Here is an 18,987-nt window from a genome sequence, read left to right as displayed (position 1 = left end):
GGTAATCTCTACCAAGTTAGTAGATTTATCAGTGACAGCCATCGCCGGCCCCGGGCTCTTCCGGGACCTCTCAAGTGCAACGCCAACGCAAGGAACGAGCATGATAGACATCGATATTCTCGCCGACCTTGGGCGATCTGTGCTTGGCAATGACCGTCCGGGCGCCCTCTCCCGCCCGAACTGTCGAATGTGACGTTCGTCCTCCTTTCAACGGTACCAGACAAGTCAATTCGCCATGGCTGCGCATGTCGCGCGGCAGGAGTTCTATCTATGAAGAAGCAAGTTATCGAATATGCAGGCGTTCCTGTCGGGATCGTCATTCCCGATGAAGACCGGCTGAAATTCATCGCCGTGAAATTTCATGTCCACGACCTCGACGAGCAGCGTTTCGGCTCGCCCGACGAGGTGCGGCTGGCCATCCACGATCTGATGACCCGCCGTCATCCGAAGCCGCTTCATGCCTGAGGGCTTGAGGCCGGCATTGCATTCACGGCTTTTCCCGATGTCCGACCGGTCCCGCCATTTGGGGCCGGTCTTGTTTTTTAAGAGCAATTGCAGTCCTATCGGCGGCCTATCCGCATAAGGATCCGCCCTTGCCCGATCTTCTCAACCTCATCACCGATATCGACGGCGTTTCCGTCGGCCATGCGACCGACCTTGCGCTCGGTTCCGGCGTCACGGTCATCGTCTTCGACGCGCCGGCCGTCGCATCCGGCACGGTGCTCGGCGGTGCGCCGGGCGGGCGCGACACCGGCCTGCTCGACCCATCGATGACCGTCAACGCCGTCGATGCCTTCGTGCTTTCCGGCGGCTCGGCTTTCGGGCTGGACGCCGCCGGCGGCGTGCAGGCCGGATTGCGCGAACTCGGCCGTGGCTTTGCGGTCGGGCCGGTGCGCATACCGATCGTGCCGCAGGCGATCCTGATGGATCTGCTGAACGGCGGCGACAAGGATTGGGGGCTGCACTCGCCCTACCGCGACATGGGTTATGCCGCGCTGAAGGCCGCCGCCAAGGGCACATTCACGCTCGGCACCACAGGCGCCGGCACAGGGGCGACGACGGCCACCGTCAAAGGCGGGCTCGGCTCGGCCAGTGCCGTCAGCAGTGCCGGCCATCGTGTCGCGGCGATCGTCGCCGTCAATGCGCTCGGCTCGGCAACGATCGGCGACGGACCGCATTTCTGGGCGGCACCCTTCGAAAAAGACGCAGAATTCGGCGGGCTCGGCATGCCTGCGATTGCCGATCACAGGATGCGGCTCAAGGGAATGAACGGGCCGGCGACGACGATCGGCGCGGTGGTGACCGACGCGCAGCTGACCAAGGCCGAGGCGCACCGGCTTTCGCTCGCCGGCCATGACGGTCTTGCCCGGGCGCTGCTGCCGGCGCACCTGCCGCTCGACGGGGACACGGTTTTTGCCGCGTCGACGGCCAGGCATCGCCGAGACGACATGGCAAGCCTGATGGAGCTTTGCCATCTTGCCACCATCGTCATGGCGCGGGCGATCGCCCGCGGCGTCTATGCCGCTACCGCGCTGCCGGCCGAGGGCGCGCAAAAGGCATGGCGCGACCGCTATCCCGACGGTCATTGATTGAATAGGGTCGCAAGCTGAAACGCGTTGTTTTCATGCATGTCGTTAACCCGCAACCGGGCGACATGCATGGGCAGGTCGAACAGGAATGGCGGAGAGACGTGAATGCAGATCCGGGCGCTGATGTATTTCGACGAGTTGGTCAGGACCAATTCGATGCGTCAGGCGGCCGAGAACCTCAATGTCGCGCCGACGGCGATCAGCCGGCAGATCGAAAACCTCGAATCTCATTTCGGCGCACCGCTCGTCGAGCGCAGCTCGCGAGGCGTCAAACTGACGGCCGCAGGCGAGCTGCTTGCCGCCCGCGCCGGCCGCACGCTGCGCGAACTCGATCACGTGCAGCAGCTGATCGAAGACCTGAAGGGTCTGCAACACGGCCATGTCAGCATCTATGCCAATGGCGCCACACTGACCAGTCTGCTGGCGCCGGTGCTTGCGGAATTCAGCCTGAAATATCCAAAGCTGCGTTTTACGGTGACGATCAGCAGTGCGCGGCAGGCCGTCGACGCCGTCAGCAGCGCCGAGGCCGATATCGCCGTGACGCTGTTTGCGCCGGTCATGTCGGGCACCAAGGTCCGGCTGCGTTCCGAGATCGCCTATGATCTTATCGTCGCGCCGCAGCATCCGGCCGCGGCGCAGCCCGATATCTCCTTGAGGAAACTTGCCGACTACCCACTGGCGCTGCCGGAGCATTCCTTTGGCTTCCGTCAGGCCTTCGACGCGCTGATCGAAAAGGAGGGATTGAATCTCGATCCCGTTTTCGTCACGAGTTCGATCGAGATGCTGAAGGAGCTTGTGCTCAGCGGCGCTGCGGCGACGTTGCTGCCCGCGCTTGCCGTTCGCCGCGAGATCGAAGCCGACCAGTTGCGCGCCATCCCGCTTGCCGGCAAGACCGGCATTCGCACCCATGTCGATCTCTGCGTTGCGCCGGACCGACAACTATCTTTTGCGGCGGCGACACTGGTCGGCTTCATCGAAAACTTCATGCGCCAACGCACGGGGATTAAAGGCTGACGCTTGCATTTGCAGCGGATATGCTGTGTAGCTATTTTGGCTACACGGATCCGTAATATTCGTCATTATGTGTGCGCCGCGTAGCCATGGTCTGATAATGAAGGGCCTTCGCCTCGACGCGCGGCCAGACAGGGACAGGATGATCAAGGTTTCCTTCGTACCGGCGCGCTTCGCCGGGCAACTTTCCCTCAGGGCGGCGCTTGCTGCGGGACTTATGATGGCGGCGATGGCGCCGGCCGAGGCAGCGAAGACCACTTTCACTCTCGGCATGAGCGTCGAGCCGACCGGCCTCGATCCGACGATCGCGGCACCGGTGGCGATCGGCCAGGTGACCTGGCAGAACGTGTTCGAGGGACTGGTGACGATCGACCAGGCCGGCAAGATCCAGCCGCAGCTGGCAAAAAGCTGGGAGATTTCGCCTGACGGCCTGACCTATACGTTCAAGCTGCAGACCGGCGTCACATTCCATGACGGCGAGGCCTTCAATGCCGCCAGCGCCAAGTTTACGCTCGACCGCGCCCGCGGCGCGGATTCGGTCAATCCGCAGAAACGCTTCTTCGCCTCGATCGCTTCGATCGATGCGCCCAATGCAGAAACTCTGGTGCTGCATCTCTCGGCGCCGACCGGCAGCCTGCTCTACTGGCTCGGCTGGCCGGCCTCGGTGATGCTCGCGCCCAAGACCGCGGCCGATGACAAGGTGACGCCGATCGGCACCGGCCCCTTCAAATTTGTCGGCTGGGCGAAGGGCGACAAGGTCGAGCTGGAAAAGAATGCCGATTACTGGAACAAGGCTGCGGCCGCCAAGCTCGACAAGGTGACCTTCCGCTTTATCGCCGATCCGCAGGCGCAGGCGGCTGCGCTGAAATCCGGCGATCTCGATGCCTTTCCGGAATTTGCCGCACCGGAGCTGATGAGTTCTTTCGAGGGCGATGCAAGGCTTGTCACCAGGATCGGCAATACCGAGCTCAAGGTCGTCGCCGGCATGAACAATGCCAGGAAGCCGTTCGACGACAAACGCGTGCGCCAGGCGCTGATGATGGCGATCGACCGCAAGACGGTGATCGACGGCGCATGGTCCGGCCTCGGCACGCCGATCGGCAGCCATTACACGCCGAACGATCCCGGCTATCAGGATATGACGGGCGTGCTGCCTTACGATGTCGAGAAGGCGAAGGCGCTGCTGGCAGAAGCCGGCTATCCCAACGGCTTCACCTTCACGATCAAATCGCCGCAGATGGCCTATGCGCCGCGCAGCGCTGAGGTAATGCAGGCGATGTTTGCCGAGATCGGCGTGACGATGAATATCGAGCCGACCGAGTTTCCGGCAAAATGGGTCCAGGACATCATGAAGGACCGCAACTTCGACATGACGATCGTCGCCCATGCCGAGCCGCTCGACATCGACATCTACGGGCGCGATCCCTATTATTTCAACTATAAGAACCCGGTGTTTACCGCGCTGATGAAGAAGGTCCAGGAGACCGCCGATCCCGCCACGCAGAACGCGATCTACGGCGAGACGCAGAAGATCCTCGCCGAGGACGTGCCGGCGCTCTACCTCTTCGTCATGCCGAAACTCGGCGTCTGGGACGGGAAGCTGAAGGGGCTGTGGGAGAACGAACCGATGCCGTCCAATGTGCTGTCCGGGGTTTGGTGGGAGGAGTGAGGCGGCAGTAGTTTAGCTGAGTGGTTGGTGGTAGCACGGGCTTGGGAGATATCCGGCATGCAATTGGCCGATAAAGCGCGTATCCTGCTCTCTGCATCACCAAGTCAATTCAGTCCGAGCCGACATTGTGTGGTTTCGCTGGCGGATGACATCCCTGATGCGGGCGCCAGCGACGGCAATGGCTCCCTTCGCCCGCCTCGCCCTCCGTCATGCTCGGCCTTGAGCCGAGCATCCACACGGCATCCATCAACAGCAGTGGCATGGATGCTCGGCTCAAGGCCGAGCATGACGGAGAGTGGGGTTGGCTTTCTTGCCAAACCGGCCGCCAGCGCATCGGAGAGCCGCAGTACCACCCCGCCAGCGTGGCCCGCATGATCGCACTCCTCGCCCGCCGCTTCGCCGGTCTCCTTGTCACGCTCCTCATCGTCTCGCTGCTGATCTTCACTGTCATGGATCTGCTGCCCGGCGATCCCGCCTCGATCATGCTCGGCACTTCGGCAAGCCCGGAAACCTTGGCGGCGTTGCGTCACGATCTGGGGCTCGATCAGCCGCTCATCCTGCGTTACGGCCAATGGCTGGCCGGCCTATTCTCCGGGGATCTCGGCCAATCCTACACCTATGGCGTCCCCGTCGCCGGACTGATCGTCGAGCGGCTGGCGGTAACGTTGCCACTGGCGCTGATGGCGGTCGTTCTTTCGGTCGCGATTGCCCTGCCGCTTGGGGTGCTGGCCGCAGCGCGCCGCGGCGGTCTCTTCGACATCATCGCCACGCTGTTTTCGCAAATCAGCATTGCCGTGCCGGCCTTCTGGGTGGCGCTGCTGTTGATCATCCTGTTTTCGACGATGCTCGGGCTGATGCCGGCCGGCGGCTTCCCGGGCTGGAGTGCCGGTCTGCTGCCGGCATTGCAGGCGCTTGCCATGCCGGCCGTCGCGCTGGCGATGCCGCAGGCCGGCGTGTTGACGCGGGTGGCGCGGTCGGCGGTGCTCGAGACGATGCATGAGGATTTTGCTCGCACTGCCGTCGCAAAAGGACTTTCTCGCAGCGTGGTGCTGTGGCGGCATGTCGTGCCGAACGCGCTGATCCCGATCCTCACCATGATCGGGCTGCAATTCACCTTTCTCGTTGCCGGCGCGGTGCTGGTGGAAAACGTCTTCAACCTGCCCGGCCTCGGGCGACTGGCGCTGCAGGCGCTCGCCCAGCGCGACATCATCGTCATGCAGGATGTCGTGCTGTTCTTCGCCGCCCTCGTCATCGTCGTGAATTTCGTGATCGATCTCTCCTATCTGGCGATCGATCCCAGGATGAGAAAGGCGGCTTGAGGCATGGCTCCCGTCGTTTCCAGCGCCTTTGCCAGCCGCATAGTTTTTAAACTTAGCCGGAGAATGAACCTGGTTTGCGGGGCGGTGATTATCGGGCTGCTTATCGCCGTTGCACTGCTGTCGCTGGTCTGGACGCCACTGCCGCCGGCAAAAATGCAGATCATTCACAAACTGCAGCCGCCGCTTGCCTTCGGCCTGCTCGGCACCGATCAATTCGGCCGAGACGTGCTGTCGATGATGATGGCGGGATGCTGGAATTCGCTGTCGATCGCCATCACCGCAGTCGCAGTCGGCGGGACGCTCGGCTCGATCGCCGGCATTTCGGCAGCCGCGATCCGCGGCCTTTTCGAAGCGCTGCTGATGCGCATCTGCGACGTCATCTTCGCGCTGCCGCCGATCCTGTCCGCCATGGTGCTCGGCGCCTTTCTCGGGCCTGGCCGTTTTACCGCAATCACCGCGATCGCCGTCTTCATGATCCCGGTCTTTGCCCGGGTGACGCTTGCGACTTCGCTGCAGGCCTGGAGCCGCGACTATGTCATGGCGGCGCGCGCGATCGGCAATACGCGCCTGACCATTTCGCTGCGCCATGTGCTGCCGAATATCATCAGCCAGATCATCGTCCATGGCGCCATCCAGCTGGGGCTGGCGATCCTGACCGAAGCCGGTCTCAGCTTCCTCGGGCTCGGCTTGGCGCCGCCGGCGCCAAGCTGGGGGCGGATGCTGGCCGATGCGCAAACCTATCTGGCGCTCGCCCCTTGGCTGGCGATCCTGCCCGGCCTTGCCATCGCGCTCGCCGTCTTCGGTTTCAACATGCTTGGCGATGGGTTGCGCGATCTTCTCGACCCGCGCGAGGTGCGGCGCTGATCAGCCGGGCGGGCGACGGTAGCCGGTCGGCTGCTCGTAGAGCCAGCCGATGCGTTTGACGGCGGCCTCGAAATTCTCGCGCGCCACCGTCATGCTGTGGCCGTTGGCGTGCAGGATGGTTTCCGGGTCCTCGAAGACGGCGACATGGCCCTTCCAGAACACCAGGTCGCCGCGGCGGATTTCATAGCGGTCGATCGGCTGGCCGAGACCGGCTGCCTGCATGTCGGTATCGCGCGGCGCAGCTCTGCCGGTCATCAGCATCGCCAGTTGCACGAGGCCGGAGCAATCGATGCCAAGGCCGGATCGTCCGCCCCAGAGATAGGGCGTCTCCAGGAAACGGGCTGCCATCTCGACGTAATCGGCGCCGTCGAGCCCGCCGATCCGCTGGACATGCCTGGCGAAGATCGCGGTTCCATCCTCCAGCACGACATAGCGATTGCCCCGCGCTTCCGCCTCGCCGGCGACATGGACGCGGCTTCCCATCGACAGGATGGCCTGGTGGGGTTTGCGCAGCTCCGGTTCCGGATAAAGGAAGGTGCGCTGAACGGTGACGATATGGGTCGGTGCCATCAGGCCCTGCGAAAGCGCCTCGGCGGGGAGATAACCGACATAACCGTCCGAAGCAGCTTTCACCCAGCACCAGCCGTCGGCGCGATCGAACACCGTTACATCCTCACCAAGCAGCAGTTCGGTATCGATGCCACGCGCAAGGTTCGGTTCGGGGCGCAAGCCCACGACCGGAACGGCAATGCGGGCCGGGGCGCCTTCGACGAAACGCGATGCCTCTACCTTGCCTTCGAGCCCCGCTTCGGCGAGATCGGGCCGATAGGCATGCAGGCGGCGGTCGAGCATCGTCATTGATGTTCCTTTCAGTTGGCCTTTCAGGTGCCTCTCAGAGCGGCAGCCGGCGGGCCTGATCACGGACGAGGTCGCCGAGCTTTTCCAGGTACAGCGCGCCGCCGACAGTGCGCTTGATGATCACGCTGCGCCGGTCGGCGTCGTCGCGCACACGATCGACCAGGCCCATCTCGCCCATCGTGTCCAGAGCCCGCGTAATGACCGGCTTGGTGACATCAAGTGTTGCGGCAAGCCCACGTACCGTATGCGGCGGCGGCACCAGATAAATATGCAGCAGGATCGCCATCTGGCGCAACGTCAAATCGCGGTCATCGTGGCGGACCTGATCGAGCGCCACGCCATGCCAGAGCCCCAGCGCCTGCGAGGCGGTCAGTTCGATCGGCACGGCCCCTCCGGAAAATCGTTACGCTAACGTTTCATTTTCCGGCAGTTGCCATGGACATGCAAGAGGCGGCAGGAATTGCCGCCCGGCAGGGTGAATAAAATTTTAACGATCAGCAGGGAGGGGCAATGCTTGACTATGCCACCGCCCCTCAGCCCTCGTTTGCATCCGTCAGCGCAGGCTCTCGCGGATATGATGGAAGAGCGCGCGGATGGCCTGCGCTTCACCGCCGCCCGGCGAATGCGGCCGCTCGGATTGCGCCCAGCCGTAAATGTCGAAATGCGCCCAGCTCTTCGTCTTGCCGACGAAACGCTTGAGGAAGAGCGCCGCGGTGATCGCCCCCGCCATGCCGCCGGCCGGCGCGTTGGTGAGATCGGCGAATTTGGTGCGGATATCCTTTTCGTAACCGGAATAGAGCGGCAGCCGCCAGATCGGATCGTCCGTTTCCAGGCTCGCTTCGGTCAGGTCATGCGCCAGATTGGCGTCATCGGTGAAGAAGGGCGGGAGGTCCGGACCCAGCGCAACGCGGGCAGCGCCTGTCAGCGTCGCCATGTCGATCAGCAGATCGGGCTCTTCCTCGTCGGCATAGGCAAGCGCATCGGCAAGGATCAGACGGCCTTCGGCGTCGGTATTGTCGATCTGGACGGTCAGGCCCTTGCGGCTCTTATAAATGTCGCCGGGGCGGAAGGCATTGGACGAGATGGCGTTTTCGACGACCGGGACGATGACACGCAGATCGACCTTCAGCTTGGCGTCCATGATCATCAGGGCAAGCCCCATGACGTTCGCCGCGCCGCCCATATCCTTTTTCATCAGCAGCATGGAGGCGGCGGGCTTGATATCGAGACCGCCGGTATCGAAGCAGACGCCCTTGCCGACGAGCGTCACCTTGCGATGGCCCTTCTTGCCCCAGCGCAGTTCGAGAAGGCGTGGTGCATCGGCGCTGGCGCGGCCGACGGTATGGACGAGCGGGAAATTCTGCTCGAGCAGCTCGTCGCCCGCAATAACCGATACATCAGCCTTGTAATGTGCGGCCAAGCCACGGAACACGGTTTCGAGCTGGTTCGGCCCCATGTCGTTCGTCGGCGTATTGATGAGGTCGCGGGCGAGAAAGACGCCGGCGAGCTGGCGCTTGATGTCGGCACTGTCGGCATCGCGGGGGATCATCAGCGTCGCCGCCGGCGATTTTTCAGACTTGTAACGGTCGAAACGATAGCTGCCGAGACCAAAACCGAGAGCCAGGCGGTTTGCCGTCAGCGGTGCGGTCTCGATGTGCCAGTCGCCGGCGGGCAGCGCCCGGGCGAGCCTGCCGGTGATATAAGGCTGCTCGGATGGATTGGTGCCGAGACCGAACAGCGCGCCGCCGAGATGGCCGTCGGCCGTCGGGATCAAGAGCAGCGACCCGCTTTCGGCCTTGTAGCCCGCCCTCTGCGCCCAATCGAGCGCGATCGGATCGATCGTGCCGGTCTCGATATGGGCAGGGGTGACGGCGAAGATCGGCAGCGTCGAACCGCCCTTCGCGTTGAAAGGGGTCGGTCTCTCGATAAACTGATAGGGGGCCATGATTGTCCTTCGGCGGTCGCAAGGAATCACTCCTTAACGGTCTGTTAGGGTTAACAGACTATTGCTGGAGCGAAGATTGCGTCAAACCTTTCCCTGTTCCGCTTCGAGGTCAGGCGCCGATTTCGGAATCCAGGGAAACGCGTCATGCCGGCCTCGCTCACCACCACATTCACCAATCGCATCCTGCAGGGCGCTGCGGCATCGCTGATCGTCCTGGCACTTGCCGGCTGCTCGACGACCAAGGATCGGATGACGACAGGCTCGGTGCCGAAGCTTACCAAGCCGGTCGAAGAAATGGACGCGACCGAGCTGCGCTCGGCAACCGACCGGCTCGGCCAGGCCTATGAAAAGAACCCGCGCGATCCCGTCACCGGCGTCAACTACGCCAATCTGCTGCGCATGAACGGCCGTGACGCGCAGGCGCTCGCGGTGATGCAGCAGGTGGCGATCAGCAATCCCGCCGACCGCAACGTGCTGGCCGCCTACGGCAAGGCGCAAGCGGCGGCCGGCCAGTTCCAGCAGGCGCTCGACACGATCGGCCGCGCCCAGACACCTGATCGTCCGGACTGGAAGCTGATCTCGGCCGAAGGCGCGATCCTCGACCAGATGGGCAAGGCAAGCGATGCCCGGCAGCGCTACCGCGACGCGCTCGACATCCAGCCGAACGAGCCCTCCATCCTTTCCAATCTCGGCATGTCCTATGTGCTGACGGGCGATCTGCGCACGGCTGAGACTTATCTGCGCTCCGCCGCCAGCCAACCCACAGCCGACAGCCGCGTCAGGCAGAACCTTGCCCTCGTCGTCGGCCTTCAGGGACGTTTCCCGGAAGCCGAGCAGATCGCGCGGCGCGAACTTTCTCCGCAACAGGCCGATGCCAATGTCGCCTATCTCCGCGGCATGCTCTCGCAGCAGAATTCCTGGCAGAAGCTTGCCGCCAAGGACAAGACGCCGGGTGCCGCGGACGGCAGCAACACCAACTGACAATTGTCTTAGCGCGCGCTCAAGCCCGAAAGAATGAGACGAAGTCCGAGGCCGCCCATGACAGCACCTGCAGTCCGGTCGATCCAGCTCTTCGCGGCGAGATAGAGCCGCCGCGGATGGCGGGCCGAAAAGGCCAGCGCCACGATCGAATACCATCCCGCTTCCACCGCAAAGACGCCGAGCGGTAGCGCAATCATGAGATCGAGCGGCACCGTCCTCGGAAGGAGCGCGGCAAAGAGGCTGGCATAGACGATGATGGTCTTCGGGTTGCTGAGCTGGGTCAGCAGCGCAGTCATGAAGCTGCGCCTCGGCGCGCGGTGGCTGTCGCCGGCGTCGGAGACCTCCAGCGGCTCTCCGGCACCTCTCCAGATATTGACGGCGATATAGATGAGATAGGCGCCGCCTGCCACCTTCAGCAAGATATAGAGCCATTCGAACTGCGACAGCAGCGCTGTCAGACCGGCGAGCGCCAATACGGCAAAAACCACACCGCCGGCGCCCATGCCGAGTGCGGCCGCGAGACCATCCAGCCGCGACCGCGAAATGGCAATCCTGGAGACGACCACGAAGCTCGGGCCGGGACTCATCGCGCCGACCATCAAGGCTGCCATAATGCTGATGAAAACGCCTGCGGAAGACATTCAAAAACCCTCGTTTGAGATCGAAGGTATCGCATTATTCCTCAAATCGGAATCGATTTAACCGGCGGCAAGATCAGAACTTGTCTGACACCTGAATGCCGGCCGGGCCGAGAATGACGGCGATCAGCACCGGCAGGAAGAACAGGATCATCGGCACCGTTAGTTTCGGCGGCAGGGCGGCTGCCTTCTTTTCCGCTTCGTTCATGCGCTCGTCGCGCCCTTCCTGGGCCAGAACACGCAACGCCTGCGCCACCGGGGTGCCGTAGCGGTCGGCCTGGATCAGCGCTTGCGTGACTGAGCGTACCAACTCGATCTGGGTGCGCGTGGCAAGATTTTCGAGCGCCACGCGGCGATCCGGCAAGAAGGAGAGCTCGGCCGTGGTCAACACCATCTCCTCGGCGAGCGGCGGCGACTGCTCGCCGAGTTCTTCCGACACACGACGCATCGCCGCCTCGATCGAGATGCCGGATTCGACGCAGATCAGCATCAGGTCGAGCGCATCCGGCCAGGCCCGCTTGATCGAGTGCTGACGCTTGCCCATGCGGTTCGAGATATAGATGTTCGGTGCGTAAAAGCCGAGATAGCCGATGCCGATGACAGCAAAGAGGCGGATGGGCATGCCCCTTTCGGGGAGATTGCCGAGGCCGAAGACCCAGAAGGCGGCAAGCGCCAGGAAGAGGAAGGGCAGCAGGAACCGCGCCACGAGGAAAGTATTCAGCGCATTCTCCGAGCGAAAACCGGCAGCGCGCAGCTTGTTGACGGTATTCTCGTCGACGAGCGCCTTGCGCAGGTTGAAGCGCTCGACGATCTGGCGGACCGAGCGATTGTTCTGGCTTCTGAGCGAGGCCTTGCCGGCGCCGGTTTCGGTGTTCATGCGGGCGCGTTCGCGCGCGCGGATCTGCTCGCGCTCTGTGGAAACGGCCTTCATGCGCTTGTTGAGATCGCCGCGCTCGAAGAAGGGGACGGCAATCGTATAAAACGTGGCGAACACCGCGATCGCGACGAGGAGCGCGATCAGCATGCTCGGATTGGTCAGGGTTGCGGCAAGGTCCTGCGACATGGGGCGTCCTTCCGGCTAAATGTCAAAATTGACCATGTTGCGCATGACGAAGATGCCGATCGACATCCAGATCGCCGAGACGCCCATGATGAAATGGCCGCGCGGATCGGTGAAAAGGATCATCATGTAGCTCGGCGAGGTGAGATAGACGAGGGTCGCGACGATGAAGGGTAGCGCACCGATGATGACCGCCGACGCCTTGGCTTCCATCGACAGCGCCGAGACCTTGGCCTTCATCTTCCGGCGCTCGCGTATCACCTTGGAAAGGTTGCCGATCGCTTCCGACAGATTGCCGCCAGCCTGCGACTGGATGGCGATGACGATGGCGAAGAAGCTGACTTCCTGGAGCGGCATGTGGGCCGTCATGCGAGCGCAGGCGTCGGGGATGCTGAGACCCACCTGCTGCGCCTCGATCACCCGCCGGAACTCGCTCTTCACAGGCTCGGTGCCTTCGGTGGCGATAAGACGGATCGCATCGTTGAGCGGCAGGCCTGATTTGATCGAGCGGGTGATCACGTCAAGCGCATTGGGGAGCTCATTGAGGAACTTGTTCTGGCGACGCTTGATCAGGAAGCCGACGATCCAGCGCGGCAGGCCGAGACCGGCAACGACGGCGATCCCGATTATCACCATCAACGATACACCGATGAGGAACGCCATGAGCAGCAGCACGCAGGCGAAGATGGCGCTGATGATATAGAATTTCCCGACCGTGATCGTCAGGCCGGCCTGGACCAGCCGAGATTTCATCGTCAGGGTCTTCTTGGTCTTTTCGTGCTGGCGCTTTTCCAGATCCTTGAGATTGTCCTGCACCGATTTTCGGCGCTTCGACATTTCCTGCACTCGGTCGCGGGCGGCCTTGACCTTGACCCGGTCGCTTTCAGCCGATTTGACGCGGTCGATGCGGCTTGCCGATTTCTTGTCGGCCTCGATCCGGGAATACATCAGGGCATAGGCGACCGCCGCCGCGGAGACGGCGGCAAGGACGACGATTGCCAGCACTATCGGATCGAACCCGAACATCTCGCCTAATCCTTCGTTTTCGCTTCCATCGCGTCGAGGGCTGCGGCCAGGCGCTTTTCCTCGTTGAAGTAGCGGGCGCGATCCCAGAAATGCGGTTTGCCGACGCCGGTCGACATGTGCCGGCCGATCAGGCGGCCGCCGGCATCTTCGCCTTCGATCTCGTAGCGCATCAGGTCCTGGGTGATGATGACGTCGCCTTCCATGCCGATCACTTCGGTAATCTGGGTGATGCGGCGCGAACCGTCGCGAAGTCGCGCCGCCTGGACGATCACATCCACCGAGCTGGAGATGATTTCACGCACCGTCTTTGCCGGCAGGGTGAAGCCACCCATGGCGATCATCGATTCGATACGGCTCAGGCATTCGCGCGGCGTGTTGGCGTGGATGGTGCCCATCGAGCCGTCGTGACCGGTGTTCATCGCCTGCAGCAGGTCGAAAACTTCAGGTCCGCGCACTTCGCCGACGATGATGCGCTCGGGACGCATACGCAGGCAGTTCTTGACCAGATCGCGCATGGTGATCTCGCCCTCGCCTTCGATATTCGGCGGGCGCGTTTCCAAGCGCACGACATGCGGCTGCTGCAGCTGCAGTTCGGCGGTATCCTCGCAGGTGATGACGCGTTCATCCCTGTCGATATAGTTGGTGAGGCAGTTCAGCAGCGTCGTCTTGCCCGAGCCGGTACCGCCTGAGATGACGACGTTGCAGCGCACCCGGCCGATGATCTGCAGCACGGTCGCGCCTTCCGCCGTGATTGCACCGAAACGGACGAGCTGATCGAGCGTCAGCTTGTCCTTCTTGAATTTGCGGATGGTGAGCGCCGGCCCGTCGATCGACAGCGGCGGCGCGATAACGTTGACGCGCGAGCCATCCGGCAGGCGGGCGTCGCAGATCGGGCTCGATTCGTCGACACGGCGGCCGACCTGGCTGACGATGCGCTGGCAGATCGAGAGAAGCTGCGCATTGTCGCGGAAGCGGATCTCCGATTCGATCGTCTTGCCGCCGACTTCGATGAAAGTCTGGCCGGCGCCGTTGACCATGATGTCGGCGATGTCGTCACGCGCCAGCAACGGCTCCAGCGGACCGTAGCCGAGGACGTCGTTGCAGATATCCTCGAGCAGTTCCTCCTGCTCGGAGATCGACATCGCAAAGTTCTTGATGGTGATGATGTCGTTGACGATGTCGCGGATTTCTTCGCGTGCGCTTTCGCCGTCGAGCTTGGAAAGCTGCGAGAGATCGATCGTATCGATCAGCGCGGAAAAGACCTGCGCCTTGGTGTCGTAATATTCATCGGTGCGGACAGGGCGCTTGCGCTGCGGCGTCTGCATCGGCGGCGGCGTCACCTGCTGGCGTGCGGGCTCGCGCGAAGGTTCGACCAGAATGGAGGGGGAAGAGGCCGCAGGGGCGGCAGCCGGAGCCGGCGGCGGGGGAGCAATCGCCCCTCCGACCTTTCCGGACCCTTCATTTCCGCGTTTTCCAAACATGCCGCTCAATCCAATCTGCTTGTTCTAGAGCATTTCCGTTTTTCTCCGAGTCACGGAAATGCCCTATCTTTTTGTTTTCACGCAATTCCTGACGCAAAACCGCTGCACACTTTTGCTGGAATTGCTCATCGTCTACTTACGCTTCAGGAGGCCCAGCAGGCCGGCCTTCTTCGCCTTCCTGATGGCGACACGGCCGGTGACGATGTGCGAGATCTGCGAAAAGGTCTCCGCCGTCGGCGATTTCGGGTCCACTTCCGAGATCATCCGGCCGCTATTGGCGGCATTGCCGAAAAGATTGATGTCGAAGGGGATGATCGCGATCGGATCGATCTCCAGCGGCTCACAGAAATCCGACGGTGAAATCTCCGGGCGCTTCGGCATGCCGACCTGATTGAGGACGAGATGCGGCGGCTTGTCGTTCGGCCGCATCTTGCGCAGCGCATCCAGCATGTTCTTGGCATTGCGCAGGTTGGCGAGATCGGGAACCGCGGTGATGACCACTTCGTCGACGCTCGACAGCACCGAGCGCGTCCATTCCGACCATGCATGCGGAACGTCGAGCACGGTGACGGGCGCGCTGCGCTGCAGGACATCGAGCACCGGCTGGAAAGCATGACCGTCGAAATCATAGGCGCGGTCGAGCAGTGAAGGTGCCGCAAGCAGGGAAAGATGCTCGGAGCATTTCGTCAGCAGACGGTCGAGGAAGACCTCGTCGAGGCGGTCGGGTGCGAAGACCGCTTCGGCGATGCCGAGCGCCGGATCCTGATCGAAGTCGATGTTCGCCGTGCCATAGGGCAGGTCGAGATCGGCCAGGATCGTCTCGGTGGAGAAGAGATTGGAAATGCCGAAGGCGCAATTATGCGCGATGGTCGAAGCGCCGGTGCCGCCCTTCGAGCCGATAAAGGCGATGCTGCGGCCGAGCGGCTCGGCTTCGGGATCGACGAAGATCGAAGCCATCGCCGTCAGAATATCAGGCATGGCGACCGGTTGGACCATATATTCGGAGATGCCGTTACGGATGAGTTCGCGATAAAGCGCGATATCGTTGTAATAGCCGACGATGACGACCTTGGTGCTGGGGTCGCAAACGGCGGCGAGCGGCGCAAGCTCGGCGAGGAGGCTGCCCGCGTTCGCCTTGGTCTCGAGGATGATGAGGTTCGGCGTCGGGGCGCCGGAAAACATATTGGCGGCAGCGGCGATGCCGCCGCTGGTGATCCGCAGGCTGACCTTGGCCACACGCCGATCATTGGCGCAACGTTCCATGACCTGCTGCAGAGCCTCGCTCTCGCAGAAGGCATGCACGGAGATGCGTGGCAGCGGCCGCATGTTTTCCAGGTCCGCCATGCGCACGGCCTCCTCGGCGTGGCGAAGCTCGCTCGGATTTTTGATTTCGTATTCGATCGCGCTCATCATTCCGTTCCGTCTCAGAAGCTGCTGTCGCTGCCGGTGACCTCTTCGATCGTCGACGTCGTCGTCCGGTATTCCTGGATCGCATTGTTGCGCCGCTGCGCGTCGATCGGCGTCATGCCGCGGGGCGCCACCAGATCCTCCGGATTGGCGATCTGGGCGGCGAGGTTGTTCTGCGAAGCACAGCCGAAATTATAGTAATTCTGGTTGGTGAAATCGTTCGAGATGTCTTTCGGCCACTGGCCGCATTGGGTGGTGATCGCGGTGGTGCCGGTAAAGCTCAGCCGGATCGGCGCCGCATCGCCGGGCCCGACCGCGGCATAGGAAGTGTTGACGATTTTCGAACTTGCGATCCCCCTTGAGGCCAGCTCGGCACGGACCTGATTGCGCAGCTGATAGGCTGCCGGCGAATTCGGCGAGCCTTGCGGCGACAGCACGTAAACCGGACCCGAGGCGCGGGCGATGTAGTTTGCGGCAAAACCGCGAATGAGGTCGCGCTGGGCGTTTGTCAGCCGGCGGTCGGTGGAGGCCACGGGTATATCGACCGTCTGCTCCGCTTCGGTGACGATGATCGGGTGGCGGGCGCGATAGTCGTCGGGAATGCCGCCGGTCGTCAGCTGGTCGTGCGGGCCGGCGCATCCGGAAAGCACGGCCAGCGCCATGGCGACCGCGGCAAAGAGCCCCTTCTCGATTCCGAGGCGGGGTGTCGTCGAATTGATATGGGCCATCGCCTGATCTCTGTTCTCTTCCATTGCTGCCGATCCTGCCCCGCTCATTTGTAGATGAACCCGATCGATCCGTGGAACTGCGCATCGGCGACGGGCGCCTCGCGGCGGCCATAGACCTTGTTGACACGGTTGAGGAAGAAGGTCGCACCGTCATTCTCGGGGCTGAAATTATCGTCCGGCCGATTGAGTTGATTGCGCGCCACCGGACGCACCAGGTAGGGCGTCGCGATGATGACAAGCTCGGTTTCCTGACGCTCGAACCCCTTCTGGCGGAAGAGGGTACCGAGCAGCGGGATTTTCGAGACACCAGGTGTGCCGCCCATCGTCTGCGAGACGTTGTCACGGATCAGGCCGGCTAGCGCGATGGAGCCGCCCGAGGGCAGTTCCACCGAGGTTTCCGCCGAGCGGCGCTGATAGGTCGCGCCGCTGCTGCCGGCGACCGGTTCGGAGACATTGGTCTTGATCTGCAGACTGATGCGTCCCGATGAGAGCACGACCGGCTTGAAGGCGAGGTTGATACCGTAGTTGAACGGTACGACGGTGACGTTGCCGTTGCTGTCGGTTGTCGAATAGAGCTGTTGGCCGCCGGAATTGAAGGTCGCGGCCTGGCCCGATATCGCCGTCAGTGTCGGCTCGGCGAGCGTCTTGACGACCTTGGCCTGCTCCAGCGCGTTGAGGTAGGTGGAAATATCGTATTTCCCGATCGAGCTCTTGAAGAGCGCCGCCAGGCCGCCGCCAACGACGGATGTGGCGCTGTCGGCGCTGGGGCTGCCAAGTTGGGCGACCGTCATGCCGGAAGAATTGGAAACCAGATTGTCGAAGCCGAGCTGCTTCAGCACCTCGCGGCGGACCTCGGCGATCGTCACCTTGAGGGTGACCTGGTCTTCGCCTTCGATCTGCAGCAGGTTGACGACCTGCGAGGTCTGGCGGCCTTCGGCAAAGAGCGCCACCGAGCTGTCGCCGCCGGTACCCGATGCCGTCTCGGTTCTGGTCGTCGCCTCGCCGCCCTTCAGGAAGACCTGCGCCAGATCGGCCGCCTGCGTGGCATCCTGCGGCGTGCGCACGGTGCCGGTCAGCACGATGTTGTCGGAGACGATTTCGACATTGATGTTGGAGTCTGGAATGAAGCGGTGGAGATTGACTTCGAGGCCGGAAACATCGCGCTCGATCTCGATGTCGAGATTGACGATCTCCTGCCCGCCGGCGCCGAAAACGAAAATATTCGTCTGGCCGACCTTCTTGCCGAACAGGTAGATGCGCCGCGAAGTGCGGGTGACGGCATCGGCCATGGTCGGATCGGAGACGAGAATATCATGCGCATCCTCCGGCAGATCGACGACAACGGCCTTGTTCAGCCCGAGCTTCAGCCGACGATGGGCATCGCGGCCGGTCTGCGAGATGCGGACCAGGTTCTCGGAATCGGCACGCGCCTCGCTTGACCCCAGAAGCGGTGCGAAAGAGGCCGGCGCAATACCGGAGACGCCGACCGCCAGCGAGAAGAAACCTGTCAGGAGAAGCCCGGCGCGCCGCGTTGAATTGCCCATTTGCACGTTCTTTTACTCCGCCTTCGGCGCGGCGCTGGCATCGGTGACGATGGCGCCCGATTTGATGACCTGAATGCTCGCACTGCCGTTGTCGCCGCTCAGCAGATAGTCGGCAGCGCTGGTATCCTGCTCCTGCGCATCGGCGACCGAGCGCAGCGCCAGCGACAGCCGGTCCGCCATCTGCTGGGCGACAGCGAGAACCTTTGTCTGATCCGGCGTAAGCTCGAGTGTGGCGGTCGTGCCGACTACGGCCTTCGAGCCGTCATCCTTTTCTTGGATCTGCTGGTCGATGGCGAGGACGCGGACATTGCTCAGCACGGTTTCGGTGATGAGCTTATTGGCCTCGGTACCCTTGCGGACCATGATGACGTCGACGCGGTCGTTCGGCAGGATGAAACCGCCGGCACCCGTAGACACCGATATTTCGGTCGCGACGGCGCGCTTGCCGGCCGGCAAGAGCGAGGAAAGGATGCGGCTGTTGGAATCGGCGACCTTTTCCGGCCGGATCGGTTCGCCTTCGAAAATCGGCAGACGCACGACGGCACCTTGCAGATCCTTGATCGCGTCCGGCTTGTCGGCTTCGGTGATCAGGCCGGGGACGACACCACCCTGCGGCCAGGGCATCCAATGAACCGACTTATCGTCAAGCCTTTCGCCGACGGCCAGATTGGCGCTCGAGACGAGGATGTTGACGGTCGGTTCCTTCTCGATGACCGACTGAACCTGGGTGACGACACCGCCACTGCCTGCCATTTGCATCGCCAGGAAGCCGGCAAGGCCGGCTGCCACCACGGCGACAGCTAGGATTATAAGGCGGGCCGGTTTCATCGATCATTCCTCAGGGCACGATATGTTCGCCCTGCAGAA

Annotated in this window: 18 protein-coding genes; 7 read left to right on the top strand and 11 right to left on the bottom strand. The window is 62.7% G+C overall.

The window, feature by feature from the left end; genetic code table 11:
* Nucleotides 1-270 precede the first annotated feature (270 nt).
* From FHX14_RS06685 to FHX14_RS06660, 6 genes are all read left to right on the top strand, one after another.
* Nucleotides 271-465 (top strand): hypothetical protein, encoded by a 195-nt coding sequence (locus FHX14_RS06685; protein WP_003544544.1) that lies wholly within the window; start codon nucleotides 271-273, stop codon nucleotides 463-465.
* Between the two features lie 128 nt (nucleotides 466-593).
* Nucleotides 594-1,589, top strand: a complete 996-nt coding sequence (locus FHX14_RS06680; protein ID WP_012559588.1) for a P1 family peptidase — start codon at nucleotides 594-596, stop codon at nucleotides 1,587-1,589.
* A gap of 105 nt (nucleotides 1,590-1,694) precedes the next feature.
* A complete protein-coding gene (locus tag FHX14_RS06675) occupies nucleotides 1,695-2,603 on the top strand; it encodes a LysR family transcriptional regulator (RefSeq protein WP_184376632.1) in 909 nt (302 codons plus the stop codon).
* 139 nt (nucleotides 2,604-2,742) lie between these two features.
* Complete coding sequence (locus tag FHX14_RS06670) at nucleotides 2,743-4,269, top strand: ABC transporter substrate-binding protein (protein WP_184376806.1); 1,527 nt, start codon at nucleotides 2,743-2,745, stop codon at nucleotides 4,267-4,269.
* A gap of 371 nt (nucleotides 4,270-4,640) precedes the next feature.
* The gene (locus FHX14_RS06665) at nucleotides 4,641-5,588 is read left to right on the top strand and encodes an ABC transporter permease (RefSeq protein WP_184376631.1); all 948 of its coding nucleotides are present in this window, start codon (nucleotides 4,641-4,643) and stop codon (nucleotides 5,586-5,588) included.
* 3 nt (nucleotides 5,589-5,591) lie between these two features.
* Nucleotides 5,592-6,452 (top strand): ABC transporter permease, encoded by an 861-nt coding sequence (locus FHX14_RS06660; protein WP_184376630.1) that lies wholly within the window; start codon nucleotides 5,592-5,594, stop codon nucleotides 6,450-6,452.
* On the opposite strand, the gene FHX14_RS06655 is transcribed toward FHX14_RS06660, so the two are convergent.
* The 3 genes from FHX14_RS06655 to FHX14_RS06645 all read right to left on the bottom strand — a co-directional run bounded on the left by FHX14_RS06655 (nucleotide 6,453) and on the right by FHX14_RS06645 (nucleotide 9,255).
* The gene (locus FHX14_RS06655) at nucleotides 6,453-7,310 is read right to left on the bottom strand and encodes an NlpC/P60 family protein (protein ID WP_184376629.1); all 858 of its coding nucleotides are present in this window, start codon (nucleotides 7,308-7,310) and stop codon (nucleotides 6,453-6,455) included.
* 34 nt (nucleotides 7,311-7,344) lie between these two features.
* The gene (locus FHX14_RS06650; RefSeq protein ID WP_003589207.1) at nucleotides 7,345-7,695 is read right to left on the bottom strand and encodes a MarR family winged helix-turn-helix transcriptional regulator; all 351 of its coding nucleotides are present in this window, start codon (nucleotides 7,693-7,695) and stop codon (nucleotides 7,345-7,347) included.
* Nucleotides 7,696-7,863: 168 nt separating this feature from the next.
* Nucleotides 7,864-9,255, bottom strand: coding sequence for a M17 family metallopeptidase (locus FHX14_RS06645; RefSeq protein ID WP_184376628.1), 1,392 nt, complete (start codon nucleotides 9,253-9,255; stop codon nucleotides 7,864-7,866).
* 144 nt (nucleotides 9,256-9,399) lie between these two features.
* Between FHX14_RS06645 and FHX14_RS06640 the strand changes: the two genes are divergently transcribed.
* Nucleotides 9,400-10,236 carry a tetratricopeptide repeat protein gene (locus FHX14_RS06640; protein ID WP_003589210.1) on the top strand — a complete coding sequence of 279 codons (837 nt, stop codon included), beginning with the start codon at nucleotides 9,400-9,402 and terminating at the stop codon, nucleotides 10,234-10,236.
* A gap of 8 nt (nucleotides 10,237-10,244) precedes the next feature.
* Here the strand turns inward: FHX14_RS06640 and FHX14_RS06635 are convergent, their stop codons facing one another.
* The 8 genes from FHX14_RS06635 to cpaB all read right to left on the bottom strand — a co-directional run bounded on the left by FHX14_RS06635 (nucleotide 10,245) and on the right by cpaB (nucleotide 18,948).
* Nucleotides 10,245-10,877, bottom strand: coding sequence for a LysE family translocator (locus tag FHX14_RS06635; protein ID WP_179612756.1), 633 nt, complete (start codon nucleotides 10,875-10,877; stop codon nucleotides 10,245-10,247).
* A gap of 73 nt (nucleotides 10,878-10,950) precedes the next feature.
* Entirely contained in the window at nucleotides 10,951-11,937 is a 987-nt protein-coding gene (locus tag FHX14_RS06630; protein ID WP_184376627.1) for a type II secretion system F family protein, read from the bottom strand.
* Between the two features lie 15 nt (nucleotides 11,938-11,952).
* Nucleotides 11,953-12,960: a type II secretion system F family protein gene (locus FHX14_RS06625; RefSeq protein ID WP_003589213.1), complete on the bottom strand. Its 1,008-nt coding sequence runs from the start codon at nucleotides 12,958-12,960 to the stop codon at nucleotides 11,953-11,955.
* A gap of 5 nt (nucleotides 12,961-12,965) precedes the next feature.
* Entirely contained in the window at nucleotides 12,966-14,441 is a 1,476-nt protein-coding gene (locus tag FHX14_RS06620) for a CpaF family protein (protein WP_054182153.1), read from the bottom strand.
* A gap of 132 nt (nucleotides 14,442-14,573) precedes the next feature.
* On the bottom strand, nucleotides 14,574-15,851 hold the full coding sequence (locus FHX14_RS06615) for a CpaE family protein (RefSeq protein ID WP_184376626.1): 1,278 nt from the start codon (nucleotides 15,849-15,851) through the stop codon (nucleotides 14,574-14,576).
* A 14-nt stretch (nucleotides 15,852-15,865) separates the two neighbouring features.
* On the bottom strand, nucleotides 15,866-16,624 hold the full coding sequence (locus FHX14_RS06610; protein WP_184376625.1) for a CpaD family pilus assembly protein: 759 nt from the start codon (nucleotides 16,622-16,624) through the stop codon (nucleotides 15,866-15,868).
* A complete protein-coding gene (locus FHX14_RS06605; protein WP_184376624.1) occupies nucleotides 16,621-18,120 on the bottom strand; it encodes a type II and III secretion system protein family protein in 1,500 nt (499 codons plus the stop codon). The genes FHX14_RS06610 and FHX14_RS06605 overlap by 4 nt, the downstream gene beginning before the upstream one ends.
* 12 nt (nucleotides 18,121-18,132) lie before the next feature.
* Entirely contained in the window at nucleotides 18,133-18,948 is an 816-nt protein-coding gene (cpaB, locus tag FHX14_RS06600; protein ID WP_003589221.1) for a Flp pilus assembly protein CpaB, read from the bottom strand.
* Between the last annotated feature and the right edge of the window lie 39 nt (nucleotides 18,949-18,987).

This window comes from Rhizobium sp. BK619 (assembly GCF_014195245.1).
Lineage (GTDB): Bacteria > Pseudomonadota > Alphaproteobacteria > Rhizobiales > Rhizobiaceae > Rhizobium > Rhizobium acidisoli.
The sequence above is the reverse complement of the archived record's forward strand: the minus strand, read 5'-3'. Positions and strand labels throughout refer to the sequence as shown.